Annotated in this window: 11 protein-coding genes; 4 read left to right on the forward strand and 7 right to left on the reverse strand. The window is 43.3% G+C overall.

What is annotated here, in order from left to right; all coding sequences use genetic code 11:
- Positions 1-7: 7 nt before the first annotated feature.
- From AC0SAP_RS07365 to ychF, 3 genes are read left to right on the forward strand one after another with little or no spacing between them, the layout of a single operon-like run.
- Complete coding sequence (locus tag AC0SAP_RS07365) at positions 8-661, forward strand: 50S ribosomal protein L25/general stress protein Ctc (protein WP_473383682.1); 654 nt, start codon at positions 8-10, stop codon at positions 659-661.
- 37 nt (positions 662-698) lie between these two features.
- The gene (pth, locus tag AC0SAP_RS07370; RefSeq protein WP_109236235.1) at positions 699-1,259 is read left to right on the forward strand and encodes an aminoacyl-tRNA hydrolase; all 561 of its coding nucleotides are present in this window, start codon (positions 699-701) and stop codon (positions 1,257-1,259) included.
- A 24-nt stretch (positions 1,260-1,283) separates the two neighbouring features.
- Complete coding sequence (ychF, locus tag AC0SAP_RS07375) at positions 1,284-2,378, forward strand: redox-regulated ATPase YchF (protein WP_109202219.1); 1,095 nt, start codon at positions 1,284-1,286, stop codon at positions 2,376-2,378.
- 239 nt (positions 2,379-2,617) lie between these two features.
- On the opposite strand, the gene AC0SAP_RS07380 is transcribed toward ychF, so the two are convergent.
- Complete coding sequence (locus tag AC0SAP_RS07380) at positions 2,618-3,001, reverse strand: fluoride efflux transporter FluC (protein WP_473383684.1); 384 nt, start codon at positions 2,999-3,001, stop codon at positions 2,618-2,620.
- A 156-nt stretch (positions 3,002-3,157) separates the two neighbouring features.
- Here AC0SAP_RS07380 and ung point away from each other — a divergent pair, with 156 nt between their 5' ends.
- The gene (gene ung, locus AC0SAP_RS07385) at positions 3,158-3,838 is read left to right on the forward strand and encodes a uracil-DNA glycosylase (protein WP_473383685.1); all 681 of its coding nucleotides are present in this window, start codon (positions 3,158-3,160) and stop codon (positions 3,836-3,838) included.
- 91 nt (positions 3,839-3,929) lie between these two features.
- Here the strand turns inward: ung and AC0SAP_RS07390 are convergent, their stop codons facing one another.
- The 6 genes from AC0SAP_RS07390 to yajC form a co-directional block, all read right to left on the reverse strand.
- A complete protein-coding gene (locus AC0SAP_RS07390) occupies positions 3,930-5,399 on the reverse strand; it encodes a DASS family sodium-coupled anion symporter (RefSeq protein WP_286481838.1) in 1,470 nt (489 codons plus the stop codon).
- Between the two features lie 600 nt (positions 5,400-5,999).
- Positions 6,000-7,328: a serine hydrolase gene (locus tag AC0SAP_RS07395; protein WP_473383687.1), complete on the reverse strand. Its 1,329-nt coding sequence runs from the start codon at positions 7,326-7,328 to the stop codon at positions 6,000-6,002.
- Positions 7,329-7,689: 361 nt separating this feature from the next.
- Complete coding sequence (locus AC0SAP_RS07400; protein ID WP_473383688.1) at positions 7,690-9,081, reverse strand: leucyl aminopeptidase family protein; 1,392 nt, start codon at positions 9,079-9,081, stop codon at positions 7,690-7,692.
- Positions 9,082-9,248: 167 nt separating this feature from the next.
- Positions 9,249-12,536 (reverse strand): DNA translocase FtsK 4TM domain-containing protein, encoded by a 3,288-nt coding sequence (locus tag AC0SAP_RS07405; protein WP_473383690.1) that lies wholly within the window; start codon positions 12,534-12,536, stop codon positions 9,249-9,251.
- 407 nt (positions 12,537-12,943) lie between these two features.
- Positions 12,944-15,793: a protein translocase subunit SecD gene (gene secD, locus AC0SAP_RS07410; RefSeq protein WP_473383692.1), complete on the reverse strand. Its 2,850-nt coding sequence runs from the start codon at positions 15,791-15,793 to the stop codon at positions 12,944-12,946.
- A 120-nt stretch (positions 15,794-15,913) separates the two neighbouring features.
- Positions 15,914-16,309, reverse strand: a complete 396-nt coding sequence (yajC, locus tag AC0SAP_RS07415) for a preprotein translocase subunit YajC (protein WP_286481830.1) — start codon at positions 16,307-16,309, stop codon at positions 15,914-15,916.
- Positions 16,310-16,436 lie beyond the last annotated feature (127 nt).

A 16,436-nucleotide genomic window follows, 5' to 3' on the forward strand; every position in this document is an offset into this window, starting at 1 on the left:
CTAACCAATGTCAAATTACTATTTTGAAGGTACCGTACGTTCGGATATGGGTAAAGGTGCGAGCCGCCGCCTACGTCGCGAAGGTAACATTCCTGCAATTATCTATGGTGCAGATAAGGATGCAGTCAGCATCGTTTTAAATCATAACGAAGTTTTAAAACGTTTCCGCCATGAAGATATCTACACTTCAATCGTAGATGTGATTATCGATGGTAAGAAGGAGTCTGCAATTATCCGTGATGTTCAACGTCACCCTTATAAGCCAATCATCACTCACTTAGACTTTATGCGCGTACGTGCAGATGAAGCGATTGTTGTTGATATCCCAGTTGTTCTTCTTAACGAAGAGAAAGCAAAAGGTGTTGTTAACGGTGGTATCGTTCTCCTTCATGAAGCGACATTAGCAGTCTCATGTTTACCGAAAGATCTTCCACATGAGATCGCAATCGATATCGCTAACTTAGATGTTGGTGAGCACCTCATGATCTCTGATATTCCAGCGATCGCAGGTGTTGAGTTCGTTAATATCATGAACGAAGATGAGATGAATGATCAGCCTGTTGTTGCAATTGTTGAGCCACGTGCTGCAGTTGAAGAGACAACTGAAGAAGGCGAAGAAGCAGCTGAAGAAGCAACAGAAGAAGCTGAAGATAAAGAGTAATTCATCACTCTTGTTACTTTGAACTGAGTAATAGATAATGATTAAAATGATTGTAGGTCTTGGAAATCCAGGACTTCAATATGCAAAAACCCGCCACAATGCGGGTTTTTGGTTTATTGATAGTATTCGAAATGCACCACTTTCTCTCAATAATCGCTTTAAAGGATTGGTCGGAGAGCAACTCTTTGGTTCCCAAAAGGTCTATCTTTTAGAACCGGAGACCTTTATGAATAAAAGTGGTGATGCTGTAGTTGCACTTGCGCTCTTTTATAAGATAATGCCAGAAGAGATTTTAGTGGTTCATGATGAACTCGATCTTGCGCCGGGTGTTGCTCGCTTTAAAAAAGGGGGCGGTCATGGAGGACATAATGGCTTAAAGAGCATTATAGAGCGATTAGGTTCTCGTGATTTTATGCGCCTTCGCATCGGCATTGGGCATCCTGGACACGCCTCATTGGTATCGAGCTATGTTTTAACAAAGACGCCAGAGAAGGATGAGAATGAGATCTTCCAAGCGATAGATGCTGCTCGAGCGGTTCTGCCGCAATTTGTAGCAGGTGAATATGAGAAAGCGATGAATGAGCTTCATCGCCGATAGAACAGTTGAGTTAAAGGAAATTTTATGGCTATTCAGTGTGGGATTGTAGGACTTCCAAATGTTGGTAAGTCGACACTTTTTAATGCATTAACCAATGCGGGCATTGATGCCGCAAACTATCCATTCTGTACCATTGAACCCAATGTGGGTCGAGTCAATGTTCCAGATGAGCGTCTTGCACCTTTGGTGAAAATCGTCAATCCTGAGCGCGTACAGCAGACCTATATCGACTTTGTTGATATTGCTGGATTAGTTGCCGGTGCTTCAAAAGGGGAAGGGTTAGGAAATCAATTTTTAGCCAATATTCGTGAAACGGATGCGATTGCACATGTCGTCCGCTGTTTTGAGAATGATGATATCGTCCATGTCTCCGGTCAGGTGAGTCCTATTGATGATATTGAGGTGATCAATACGGAACTTTCTCTCGCTGATCTTGCAAGTGCAGAACGTGGTCTTCAGCGTCTTGAGCGTGTTGCAAAAGGGGGCGATAAGACAGCTGTTGCGCAAGTCGCGCTTTTAAAAGAGAAGGTCATTCCAACACTGAATGAAGCAAAAAGTCTTCGTTCTTTAGGTTTAGATGCAGATGAGCGTCTACTTTTAAGAGATTTTCATTTCCTTACAATGAAGCCGGTGATGTATATTGCCAATGTCAATGAAGATGGTTTTGAGAATAATCCGCTTCTTGAAGCGGTAGAGGCATATGCCGCTGAAGAAAATTCCTTTGTGGTACCGATCTGTGCAGCGATAGAGGCTGAGATCTCACAATTAGAAGATGAAGATAAAGAGATGTTCTTAGCGGATATGGGCTTTGAAGAGCCGGGTTTAAATCGTGTTATTCGCGGTGGTTATCAGCTGCTTGATCTTGAGACCTATTTTACCGCAGGGGTCAAGGAAGTCCGTGCTTGGACCATCAAAAAAGGATCAACCGCACCACAAGCTGCCGGTGTTATCCATACCGACTTTGAGCGTGGATTTATTCGTGCAGAAGTGATCGCTTATGATGACTTTGTCGAATTTGGGGGTGAAAATGGTGCAAAAGAGAAGGGTAAAATGCGTCTTGAAGGGAAAGATTATATCGTTCAAGATGGTGACATCATTCACTTCCGTTTTAATGTCTAATTCATTGATATAATTAGCTTATTGATATGGTGAGAGTACCATGAATCCCAATGACAGTTAGTGGCATCTGGTTAGTGGTATCATCATAATGTTTTGATAAGAGAAAATCACTGTTGCAACTCAATTGCACAGTGATTTTTTTATTTGTGGAGATAAAAGGGCTGATGAGGTGTCGGGGTTTACTCTTGCATACTTTCTAAAATCGCATGCCGGCAAGTGATGGTCTCTATTATCAACAATTAGGAGATAAACCGTTGGGTGAGGGCGAAGCCGATGATTGTTGCGCCGATTGCACCGATAAAGTGAAAGAGTATTAGAGATAGAGCCATTAGAAACTCTCGGTTTTGGAGCAATTTCATCGTTTCTAATGAAAAGCTTGAGAAGGTGGTAAGCCCGCCACAAAATCCTACGATCAGAAAGAGACGAATGGTTTGATCTGGTTTATGGAGAAGATAACCGGCAATTATTCCGGCAAGTAACCCCCCGATGATATTAACGAGAAGAGTGGAGATTGGGATAGGTGTTGAGAGGCGACTTTCGATCAGCGTGAAAAGATAGCGACAACCTCCACCAAGAGAAGCGCCCAACATAACAAGTAGAAGATTTTGAATTAAGTTTGGCATATTGCGTGCGCCTGATTACAATAGTGCCACTTGTGATGGCGCTATTAAATGGGTTAAGAAGTTCATTGAGTGCGTATTAACGGATGAGCATTTTAGTCATGAGTCGTGAATGATTAATTTGTAGAGATGTTTGTAGAGATGATGATAGGAGTCTGTGTGAAATTTGATTTATCGAAGATTGATCCACAATGGCGTGATTTTATCAAAAGCGAGATAGAAAAACCTTATTTTCAGAAAATCGAGCAGGGGATCGAGGACTCCGTAAATCGGGGCGTTAAAGTTTTTCCACCAGTTGAATCGATCTTTAATGCCTTCCAGATCGCGCCAGATCAGATTAGAGTCGTTATCTTAGGGCAAGATCCTTATCATGGTTTAGGGCAAGCCCATGGTTTAGCCTTTTCCGTTCAGCCAGGGGTTAAAATCCCTCCTTCACTGCGCAATATCTATCAAGAGTTAGTCACTGATATCCCCAATTTTCAACCACCTCAATCGGGTGATCTCTCTGCGTGGAGTGAGCAGGGTGTTTTTCTTCTCAATACTGTTTTAACGGTAGAAGAGGGAAAGGCCCATTCTCATGCACAGATCGGCTGGGAGCAGTTTACCAGTGCCGTCATCGATTATCTCGCAGATCATTACCAGCATCTTGTCTTTATCTTGTGGGGAAATCATGCTCAGAAGAAAGGAGCGAAGATCGATCGAACGCGGCATCTTATTTTAGAGAGTGCACATCCTTCTCCTCTTTCAGCATATCGTGGATTTTTTGGCTCTAAGCCTTTTTCTAAGAGCAATCAATATCTCCTCGATAAAGGAAAGGGAGCGATTGAGTGGCAACTTTAAAAAGTCGCTACACTGTATCGCTCTCTCTTCCTATTTATTGCTGTTATGCCAGCCTATTATGCTCATTGTCGCAGTTTTAGTGCGGCTACAACTACCAGTAGCCGAGTACTTTCCACCAAAGACCACCGACATAGAACCAGATTGCAAGGTTGACGATACTCATCACAAAACCGACGCGCCACCATTCCGCTAAGGTTGTATAGTTAGAACCAAAGATAATGGGCGCTGTTCCTGTTGCGTAGTGAGTCAATGACATCATCAGAGAAGAGGAGAAGGCTAAGGTGAGGGCTAGTAACATCGGGGGCGCACCTAAGGCGACACCAGCTGCTAAAAAAGCACCAAACATTGCAGTAATATGGGCAGTGGTACTGGCAAAGAAGTAGTGAGTATAGACATAGATTAACACTAGAATTAGCATGGAGAGAATCCAACCAAGGCTCAGCTCATCAATGCCGTGGCTGACCGTTAAAGCCAGCCATTTAACAAGCCCCAATTTTCCTAAAAATGTTGCCATCATAATGAGCGCTGAAAACCACATAACAGTATCCCAGGCGCTCTTATGACTCAAAGCATCATCCCAAGTTAAAACCCCGGTTAGAAGTAGGATGGAGAGTCCGATAAAGGCCGCAGTTGCTGCATTGATCTGTAGACCAAAGAGAAGATCGGGAACTTCAGCCCACATTAAGAGTAAGAGAATAAAGACACCAGCCGTAATGATTTCAGGGAGAGACATCTTCCCGAGCTCCGCCATCTTTTGCTTTGCAAAGAGTGGCGCATTAGGGGTCTTCTTAATCGTTGGTGGCACTAAGAAGTAGATGACTAAAGGCATGATCAGTAGTGATAAAAGCCCAGGGATAATTGCCGCAATTGCCCACGCACTCCATGTGAGGCGAAATTCTGCGCCTAAACCTTCCGCAATAAGATTAACAATTAAAGGGTTCGGTGCGGTTGCCGTAATAAACATTGCGGAGGTAATGGGGTTGGTATTGTAGTTGACAAGTGCCAAGAAGCGCCCAATCTTCTTCGATGAAGCGGGATCGTCAGGTTGAGAGTCGAAACTATCCGCGATCGACTTCATAATAGGGTGGATAATTCCACCTCCTCGTGCAGTATTACTCGGGGTGACCGGTGCTAAAATCAACTCTGAAAAGGTGAGTGAGTAGGCAATACCTAATGAGCGTTTACCAAAAAGAGAGATGAGCCAATATCCGATGCGTGCTCCTAACCCTGTTTTATTGAGACTGACAGAGATAATCATGGAGATTCCGATCAGCCAGATAAGATTGTTAGAAAATCCACTCAATGCATCATTAAGTGCTGCAGTTGCATCGCCAGGATGGGTCACTTGGGTTAAAGCAACTGCAGAGATTGCAATCACAGAGATTGCTCCAATTGGAAGTGCCTTACCAATAATCGCGGCGATAGTTCCGATAAAGAGGGCAAGTAGCTGCCAAGCATTCTCCTGAACTCCTTCCGGCGTTGGGATAACAAACCAAATGAGAAGTGTAAGACCCAGCGCAATGGCGCCGGGGATCGGCTTTACAGGCTTTAGTGTGATCATATTATTCCCTAATATTGATAAATTTTAATAGGTCGACTCAATTCAAAATAGAATCGAAATCGAATCGATATAGAAGTTACAACTAAAACTATTATTGTATGGTTATTATTAAAAATGGGTATCATTATAAATAGGTGAGTCCATTACTGGTACTCGAATGATCTAGCAGAATCTCCTTATAATATCTCTATATAGCCTCTCTATATAGTTTCTCTATATAGTTTCTCTATAGCTCTATTATAGAGGAATATTAATGATTTTTTATCGTTATTTGATCTATTTATGTTGATTGTATTTATGTATCAATCTTTTAGTGATTATTTTCTCTCCTTCTTTCTTACTTCTGCTCTTTATTTTTCTTGATCGATCATCCTTGCTATGATCCATTTTTCAGCGTTATTTATAATGGATATTTTCAGATTATTTCATGATATTTAGTGTCGGTGTTGCTGTGAAGATTAATATTGAATATTTATGAGGTTATATAAAAAGCCTACTCGCAAAATAGAAGAGTAGGCTTTGAGTGATTCTTAGTGATCTCTGTCGAGCGCTGTCGCTTTTTATGGATCTGATCAGTTTTGATAAATTGTTACGCAGAGCTTAAAGTGCAATGACAAAACAATCTGTCTTTTTCTGCCTTAAACTTTGGCAGGTCTTTTCTGCTTCGCTCTCATTAAATCCTGAGAGAAGCGCGCGATAATATTCACCGGTGTTAAAGACTTGAACGGTACCGCTTCTTACCTTTTCATAAGCACTGCGTGCTTCATTGCGTGCGGCATTGTAATCTTTAAATGCGCCTACTTGTACTGCATGACTCAGTCCTGAAGCGCTCACGATGGGTCCGCGGATAGGGGCCGTGCCTGGTGAGTAATCTCCTGTACCGGCGATAATCTGATCGGAAGAGGATTCTAAAACCAATGCCGGAATAGGGGCTACGACTTCTGCTGGTTTTACAGGCTCTATTTTAGGAGCGGGCGGTGCTTTAACGATTGCGGTAGAACCACTTCGACGTCCTTTTTTGCTATCGAAGAGTTGCGTTTTATCACTCGGTTTCGCTTTTGTGGGAGTGAAGAGAACGGTCATATCTTTTGTGATGTAAGGGGAGATTTCACGAATAGAGCGCCCTTTATAACCATCATTAAAGCTCTGATCGAGAAGTGAGATCATCAAATCATCCCGTAGCTGTGTGGTTCTTCCCCCTAAAACAACGGCAAAAACACGATTGTTGTTGCGTTTAGCGCTGGTTAAGAGATTAAATCCTGATTTACGAATATAACCTGTTTTTATCCCATCTGCACCGGGGAAATCTCGGTTAACGCGGTTGTGGGAGCGGAAAGTGACGCCAGCATATTCAAACGAGGGCGTTTGAAAGAGATGATAATATTGTGGGAAGTGATTATGAATCGCGATCCCTAATTTGATCATATCTCGAGCGGTTGTATATTGGTTATCATTCGGTAATCCATGAGGATTGACAAAGTGGCTACTATGCATCCCCAATTTTTTTGCTGTCTGATTCATTCGGCGAGCAAAAGCTTCTTCTGACCCGGATATCTTTTCGGCAACGGCTAGCGCCACATCATTTGCGGATTTAACAATTAAAGCTTTAATGGCAGTCTCTAATGTGATTGCGGTTCCCTCTTTCCCACCAATTTTTGAGGGTGGTTGAGCCGCTGCTTTTGCTGAGAAGGGGACTTTGGTATTGAGATTGACCTTACCTTTTGCGAGATCCTCAAAGACAATATAGAGCGTTAGCACTTTTGTTAATGATGCCGGATAGCGTCTTGCATCGACATCATGTTCATAGAGTGGCTTACCTGTTCTATGATCAACCACAAAAGCGGAGAACCCTGTCTCGGCAAAGGCGAGAGTCAATAGCGTGCAGATCAGTAGATTTGCTGCTAGGAGATATCGGAGTGTCTTTTTCATTGGCGCAATTTACGATTCTAGGTTGAGGGAAATAGTCAGGAGGTATGAGAGGCGGTCAACTTCGGTGATTCTTTAACTTCAAAAGAGATCATTAAAAAGCTTGAACCCCATCTCTTATATTGATCCTCAATGATAAGATTGTTTCCCATTGAAGAGTCATTGTCAAAAAAAGAGCTATTATTTCAGTGTACAATTATTTAATTGAGAAAACCATAGTCGTGAGAAGAGATTCTATAAAACTCCCCAGATACTATGGTTTTCATTGTTTGTCTGCGACTCGATAGAGGGCTTTATTGATCTTGTCAGATCCAGCAGATCGATCTATAAGACCGATCTACTATGCCGATCTATTAGGCTGATCCTATTGACAGTTGAGACGCTCTTTAAGGGCATCAAATGCCGCACGAAGCCCCATCGCTTCTCCCCCTTTAGGGCGACCTGGGCGATGACGAATATTCCAAGCCATTAAATCGACATGGGCAAAAGGAACATTGCTCTGTTTCGTAAAGCGTTCAAGAAAGAGTGCTGCTGTAATCGCGCCGGCAAAGGGGACGCTTCCTGAGTTACTAACATCTGCTGTCTCTGCATCGATCCATTCATTGTAGGCTTGATGGAAGGGGAGTCGCCAAACGGTATCACAATTCTTCTCACCACTCTTTTGCATGATCTGCGCAAAAGCATCATCATTGGTAAAGAGTGCCGGGATCTCCGTACCGAGAGCGACGCGAGCGGCACCAGTCAATGTGGCAAAGTCGATTAGGAAATCACATGGTTTTTCTAATGCGTAGGTCAATGCATCGCAGAGAATTAAGCGTCCTTCCGCATCGGTATTGTCGATCTCAACGCTCATACCATTACGACTTTTGACAATATCACCCGGGCGCATAGAGCGATCAGAGACACTATTTTCAACGATCGGGAGGAGGATACGAAGAGAGACATTCCACTCCTCTTGTAGTATCCATTTTCCAAGTGCGAGCATATGCGCTGCACCCCCCATATCTTTCTGCATATAACGCATGCTATTAGATGGTTTAATATCGAGCCCGCCGGTATCAAAAGTGACCCCTTTTCCAACGAGGGTTAATTGTGGGGCTCCCTCTTTTTCTGCAATAATTTCGACAAGGCGAGGTTGATATTTACTGCCGGCACCTACGGTATAGATGAGTGGGAAATTTTGCTTTAAGAGTTCACTTCCCACAATCTCTTTAATGGTGACGGGAAACCCTAAGAGTTCTGCACGAATCTGTGTTACAAAATTATCGGGCGTTAAGGTATTTGCCGGCTCATTGATTAGATCGCGAATTAAGTAGTGAGCACTCAAAGCATTTTTAACACGTTTTGCAACATTTTCAGGAAGATAGAAGGAGATTGCGCGTTGCTTTGCTTGTTTATATTGATTGAATTGATAAGCCCCTAAACCAAAGGCGAGGAGATGGTTATAGAGCGCCTCTTCTCTCAATGTTTCAGGAAGGCGATAGTGGCCTAAAGGGAGTTTTTGATAGCTATCGCCCAAGGTGAAGAGAGGTTCTTTCTCATTGTAACCGACAACCACCTCTTTAAGTTCTCCTTGCTCATCATAGAGCGGAACGATCTCTCCGGCATGAATTGTCTCATCTTCCTTTTCTCGCTTTAATCGCGTTCGTTGTGCATCTGTTAGCGTTATCTCAGAGAGAGTGCTTGCAAAACTGAGGGGGATAGCATCTGCTTCCTGTTCACTATAAAGATGATCTAATTCGGTCTGTAACATCATGGTTTCTCACTTTCCTGTTAAAAGTCTATCTATCTAAAATTGATAAGCAATGGATATAAAATGGATATAAAGTTGATACAAAATTGCCTCAAAATTATCTCAAAATTGATATAAAACTGTCTCACAATTGATTGAGGCAAAATTGCTATAAGATTCAGATAAGAAGACTATTTTTCATAATGAATTAAAATTTCTCGGTTGCCATTTGCGGCAGGAGCAGAGATGATCCCTTGCTCCTCCATCGCCTCAATAAGGCGAGCTGCTCGCTGGTAACCAATGCGAAGTTTTCGTTGAACATAGGAGATGGTGGGGCGCTGATCTTCTAAAACGATCTTCACCGCTTCATCATAGAGCACATCTTCCACATCATCAGGTGAAGCAACATAGCCAGAGGCATTCTCTGAGAGCCCTGGAATCTCTTCTGTAGGATCTTTTAAGATATCATCCACATAATCGGTATCGCCTGTTAAGCGGAGAAAATCGGTGACGCGATTGACTTCATTGTCATCGACAAAGGCACCATGAACCCGTTGAGGGAAGGGCGCACCGGTAGGGAAGAAGAGCATATCTCCATGACCTAAAAGGTTCTCCGCACCTTGCTGGTCGAGAACGGTACGAGAGTCGATCTTACTTGAGACTTGGAAAGCGATACGGCTTGGAATATTGGCTTTAATTAAGCCGGTAATAACATCTACCGATGGACGCTGTGTTGCTACAACCATATGAATCCCGGCAGCACGGGCTTTCTGTGTTAAGCGCGCGATCAGCTCTTCCACGGCTTTCCCCACGCTCATCATCATATCGGCAAGTTCATCGATCACAATGACGATGTAGGGAAGGGGTTTGAGAAGCGGCGCTGTCGCATGGTCAGAGACCTCACGCGATGCATCCCAAAGCGGGTCAGCAATAGGGGTATCTGCGGCAATCGCCTCTTTTACCTTCTGATTGAAGCCATCGATATTACGGACACGAAGTTTACTCATCAGAAGATAGCGACGCTCCATCTCCATCACTGCCCAGCGTAACGCATTTGCAGACTCTTTCATGTCGGTCACAACCGGCGCTAAAAGGTGTGGAATGTTATCGTAGACCGAAAGTTCAAGCATTTTCGGGTCAATGAGTATGAGACGAAGATCTTCCGGACGCGCTTTATAGAGAAGGCTTAATAAGATGGTATTAAGTCCAACCGATTTCCCCGAGCCTGTGGTCCCGGCAATAAGAAGGTGGGGCATCTTAACAAGATTGGCCACAACTTGATTGCCCGAAACATCTTTCCCAAGCAAGATCGTAAGGGGATGTTTACTATTGCGATACGCTTCGGCATAGAGCCCCTCTTTGAAGTAGACGATTTGTCGCTTCTTATTGGGAATCTCAAGACCGATATAGGGTTTTCCAGGAATAATATCGACGATACGAACACTTGTGACAGAGAGCGCGCGAGCAATATCTTTATTAAGATTATTGATCTGCGCGATCTTCACGCCGGGAGCAAGATCGAGCTCAAAGCGGGTAATCACGGGACCTGGTTCAATATTAACGACAGAGACTTCAATATTGAAATGTTTAAATTGCTCTTCAATGAGAGATGCAAGTTCCGCAAGTTCCTCTTCATCGTAACTCTCGGTAACAGGGGGAGGATTGCCTAAGAGATCTAATCCCGGCAGACGACCGGCCATCGGAAACTCTTTGGGAGCTTTAACGGGGATGGGCATACCACTTTTAGGGTCGATCTCATGGCCGATATAGCGCTCTTTGGGTGCCTCAGGTGTCGGTGTTTTCTCTTGCGGTGTTTCAAATGCCGGTGCGATGACCTCGACGGCTTCATTCTCACTCTCTTCTATCTCAAGATCTGCAACGGTAAGATCAAGCGGCTGAATCTCTCGCTCCTCATGCTCTAATGTCGGCTGATCTTCCATTAGGTGATTCTCATCTTGTACCTCTGAAGGATCAGTGATGGCAAATTGAAGCGGGGTAAATTGAAGTGGATCGCTCTCTAATAGATCTTGATTGTCACTATCTATTGGTTCTGTTTGATCTGATTGTGCTGTAAAAGCATCAATATCTTCTCCACTTTCTCCCCCTCTCTCTTCTTGCTCATGAGGCAGTGTATCTATTGAGGCACTCGCTACTACTGCCGCAGTTTTGAGAGAATCGAGAGAAGGTTCAACTTTAACAGGGAGTTCCTCTTCCACTTTTTTGGTTTTACGGCGCGCTTTAAAGAGATTACGGAAGATAGAGGGAATACTCTTCTTCTCTTCCTCCTCTTCAATCGTCTCATGAGTAGCGCTCTCTGCGATCTCATCTTCTTGTGAAGATTGAGGTGCACGAATGAAATCATCCCAAACCTCATCAAGTTTGGGCTCTAGTGGATTGATGTCGAGTCTTTCAGCTGTTTCCGTTGTTTCTACGATTGCCTCTTCTGTCGTGGTGGGTTCGTTATGATTTTTTTTTAAGTTACGGAAAATGGGGGGGATGTTGTTTTGTGCTTTTTTCATTTCGTCTTGATCTTCCGCAGGTTGGTTCTCTTCCTCAAGAGGTTGATAATGATAGCTACTGAGTTCCTCCTCTTTGAGAGGTGTATTCGGCATTGTTAAATCGGCATTAGATTCATAGTTTTCATATGATTCCTCTTTGAGAATTGTTTCATCGATCTCAATAAAATCTTGATGTTTACCCTCAAGGCCATCATCAGCACCGGCAAAGATCTTATTGAAGAAGTTTGGTGCTTTGCGTCCTTCAGTCTCATTGAGCATGCGATCGATCGTCTCTTGCTCAATATTGCCATCATGATCAGGGAGATGTTGATTAACAATATCTGCCTCTACCTCTTTTGAGGGGAAGATAGAGAACCAGAGCATCAGGATGAAGGCGCCACAATAATCCATCCAACCGATAGGGCCTGAGCCGGTAACAAGATAGAAGCCGACAAAGGTTAAGATCGCAAAGAGGATCTTTGTACCATAGGTTAAAAGCTCAGGATCGATGGAGAAAGCAGTGCTGAGAATATTGATAAGTTCTGTCCCAATAAATCCGCCCATCATTCCACCATTGCCACTATGAAGATCGAGTAGTGCTGAGAGAGAGAAGATTGTAATGAGGACGCCTAAAAGTCGAAAACTGATCTTATCTAAGGTGACTGTTAAGATCTTTCTTTTCAAGAAGAGCTGATAGCCAAAGCCGATCAGAAAAAGGGGTAAAAGCCAAGCCGTACTTCCAATGGCAGAGAGCATAATATCGGCGAAATAAGCCCCACGCTCGCCCATAATATTATGGACAACCTCAGCAGTGGTTGCGCTACTCCAAGCGGGATCATCGGGATGATAACTGTAGAAGCTCAGTGACATTGCAAGCGCAATAATGAGCGTTGCAATAAATAGTACGATTCCTACCGTCTTTGAAAATGCCGTCAGAAAAAGCGTAGAGGCTTTCGGTTTTTTGGGAACAACTTGCCGCAAGATGAGCCATCCTTATTGCAAATAAAGTGAGTAATAAAGTGAGTAACAGTGAATACTTTATGGAACTCTCTTAGAGATTGATGAAGATCCTTTGGAGAGAGTTAACTTCAAGAATTTACAATTTAATAATCTATTATCAAATCTACTATCAAATCTACTATAAAAATCTAGTATAAAATTTAGTACAAAAATCTAATATAACAATCTGTATAGCAATCTGTTTTATGCTTCAATCGGTGATTTAATGGCCGGTCGATCTAACCGAACCTATTTTGCCTCATTGATTCATAAGACTCCCTATTCTAGCAAATTGCCCCATGAATAAAAACCTTTACACCTGCGAGATGTAAAGGTTTTTTAGCGATCCTTATAGGGATCTATCAAATAGTTGATAAGGGGGTGCTACTCTAGGGCAATGTTGAGTTGCTCTGACTATCTCCCTCATCGATAACGATCCCATCTTCCTTAGCAACAGGCGGCGGAATAAGATCTTCCCGCTTAAGCCCTAAGACGTAGGCTCCTGCTGCGGCAATGAAGATTGAAGAGTAGGTCGCAATCACGATACCAATCAACATAATGAGCGAGAAGGAGTGAATCACTTCGCCACCAAAGAGATAGAGTGCTAAGACTGCTAAGAAGGTGGTCAGTGATGTCATTACCGTTCTCGAGAGTGTCTGATTGATCGAGGCATTGATAATCTCTTTAGGGGTATCGGTACGATTGAGTCTAAAGTTCTCACGGATACGGTCTAAGATAACAACCGTGTCATTGACGGAGTAACCGATCACCGCCAAGATCGCCGCAAGAGAGGTCAGATCAAACTCTAATCCTAAGATAGAGAATGCCGCAACCACAAAGAGACCATCATGGACTGTGGAGAGAATTGTCCCCATAGAGAGCTTCCACTCAAATCTAAACCAGATATAAACAAGGATTAGGAAGATCGCAAGTGCTGATGCCATTACCCCATCAGATACTAATTCGCTCCCCACTTTGGCGCCAATATAGTCGATCTTTTGAATCGTCATTGGATTATCAGGAAGTGTTAAGGCGAGTGTTAGATCCTCTGTGATTGTGGTGGACTCTTCAATATCATCGGTCGTAGGAATGTTGATTAAGACATTACGTGCTGAACCGAAATGTTGTGCCACGACAGAATCAAAGCCGATCGCCTCTAACTGCTCACGAACAGCATCGATCTCTACCGGTTTTTCATAGACCGCCTCAATCTCCGTTCCCCCTGTAAAGTCGAGCCCCAATTTGAAGCCTTTCGTGACAGAGATTCCTACTGCAAGGATACAGACCACGATACAAGCGCCAATCCAAAGCTTAGCATAGCGCATAAAGTTGTAGGTGGTCTCTCCTGAGAAGATATGAAGGCGCTCGCGACCGCCGATAGAGAGTTTCTTGATGGTGCGACGACTTCCGTAGAGAAGATTGATAATCGCTCTATTGAAGTAAACGGCAGTAAAGACAGAGGTGATAATCCCTACAGAGAGAGTAACAGCAAAGCCTTTAATAGGGCCTGAACCAATAAAGAAGAGGGCGATAGCTGAGAAGAGGCTCGTTAAGTTGGCATCCATAATTGTGCCGAATGCTTTACCAAACCCATTGTTGATCGCCTGTTGCGGTGTGCTGCCTTTTCGCAGATCTTCTCGAATCCGTTCATTGATCAAGACGTTGGCATCAACACTCATCCCTAATGAGAGGACAATACCGGCAATCCCCGGGAGCGTTAAAGTTGCTTGAAGCAGTGAAAGAACCGCTAAGATCAGAACAAGGTTTGCGAGTAACGCAACGTTCGCTACCACCCCAAAACCACGATAGCGTAAGATCATAAAGACCATTACCATCAAGAGTCCATAGAGTGATGCATCAACACCGCGTTGAATATTCTCTTTACCGGCGCTCGGTCCAATCGTTCTCTCTTCAATGATATGGATGGGTGCAGCTAATGCCCCTGAACTTAAGGTAATCGCAAGATTGTTTGCTTCTTGAAGTGAGTTGATACCTGAGATCGAGAAGTTGGAGAAGAGCTGCTGTTGAATCGTTGCGACGTTGGCAATCTCTTCTGTTGTGATACTTTTACGAATCTCATTACCATCTTTATCAAAAGTTGTCTGTAACTTATTTTCGATAAAGACGGTCGCCATCGGTTTTTTCACATTGGCTTTTGTACCCTCAGCAAAGCGGTCAGCGCCTTTCGAATCGAGCGTGATATAGACTTCCGGCAAGTTAGTCTCATGATTGAGTCCTGCTGTTGCCTTAACGATAGAGTCTCCCGTTAAGATCACTTGGCGTTTTAAGAGGTAGGGAACTCCATCACGAGTGAGATAGAGCTTTGTTCCTAATGGCGCACGACCCGTCTCTAACGCTTTATATGCTTCAGTAGCGGAGCGATCATCAACAATACGGAATTCTAATGTCGCAGTTGTTCCTAAAATCTCTTTAGCGCGAGTGGTATCTTGAATCCCGGGGAGTTGAACAACAATACGATCAAGCCCTTGTTGCTGAATAATAGGCTCGGCAACTCCTAACTCATTGACACGATTTCGAAGCGTGGTGATATTTTGGACTACTGCACTTGCTTTTCGTTCATTGATCTCTTTATTGCTAATTTTAGCGATGACGCGATTGCCACTACTATCAAAGGAGAGCTCTAAGAAGGCTTGATTGGTTGAGAGTAGTTGGCGCGCACGATTGGCTTCATTAGCATTCCCAAAACTGATGGTGATTGTTTGAGGATCTGTAATATCGATCAGCGGCGTGAGCCCCTTATCTGCAAGATGGCTCCGGATGCTCTCGGCATAGGTATTGGTCAATTGGGTAATTAACCCCTCCATATCAATTTCGAGGAGGAAGTGAACACCACCGCGCAGGTCAAGACCTAGATACATCGGTTGTAACCCAAGTGAGGAGAGCCACTCCGGCATGTCGGGAGCGAGATTGAGCGCAGTTAAATATTGATCTTGAAGAACACCATCAAGGAGATCTTTCGCCTTTAATTGTTCTTCCGTATCTTTAAAACGAATAAGAATTTGATCTTGGGATTCTTCGATACGTTTAACATCGAAGTGGTTCTCTTTCAAAACAGTATCCACGCGAGCGACCAATTCAGAGTTGATCTGGGTATCTCGTGTGGGGGAGATTTGAATAGATGGATCTTCCCCAAAGAGGTTGGGGAGCGCTAAGATAGTACAGAGAACAATGACCCCAAAAATCAGAATATTTTTCCAAAGCGGATATCGATTTAGCATAATATTGGGTTACTTTTAGTGTGTGAATCAAAAAGCCTAAACGCCTCTACAGAGTAGAGGCGCCGGCGCCAGAAAGGCGATCTATTGTCATATTGATCGATCTGAATATCGATTCTAAAATTATTCAGCTTTTTCTGCTTTTTCTGTTTTTTCTACTTTTTCAGGAGTTGCATCAAGCTTCTCACGATAAGTTCCTTTTGGAAGAAGTGAGTTGATCGCTTGACGTTGTGCTTTGATAACAACATTAGGAGCGATCTCTGCACTCACATAGTTCTCATCAAGCGCACGAATTCTTGCAACAAAACCTGAGCTTAAAAGGATCTCATCACCCACTTTAAGTGAGTTGATCAATTCGCGATGTGCTTTTGCACGCTTTTGTTGTGGACGGATCATTAAGAAATACATCACAACAAACATTCCCCCAAACAGAATTAGGGTTGGAAAAATGCTTTGCTCTTGAGCTTGTGCAAATGCTGGAGAAACTAAGGCAGTTAAAGCAATCAGTAAACGCTTCATAAATGCTCCCATTAAATATGATTTATATGATTCGAAATTAAAAAAATTATGAATATAAAAATGTAATTGCAGAAATATAATTGCAAAAGTATAACTACAACAATGTAACTACAAAAATGCAACTATA

Source organism: Ignatzschineria sp. PL_is040 (genome assembly GCF_055813795.1).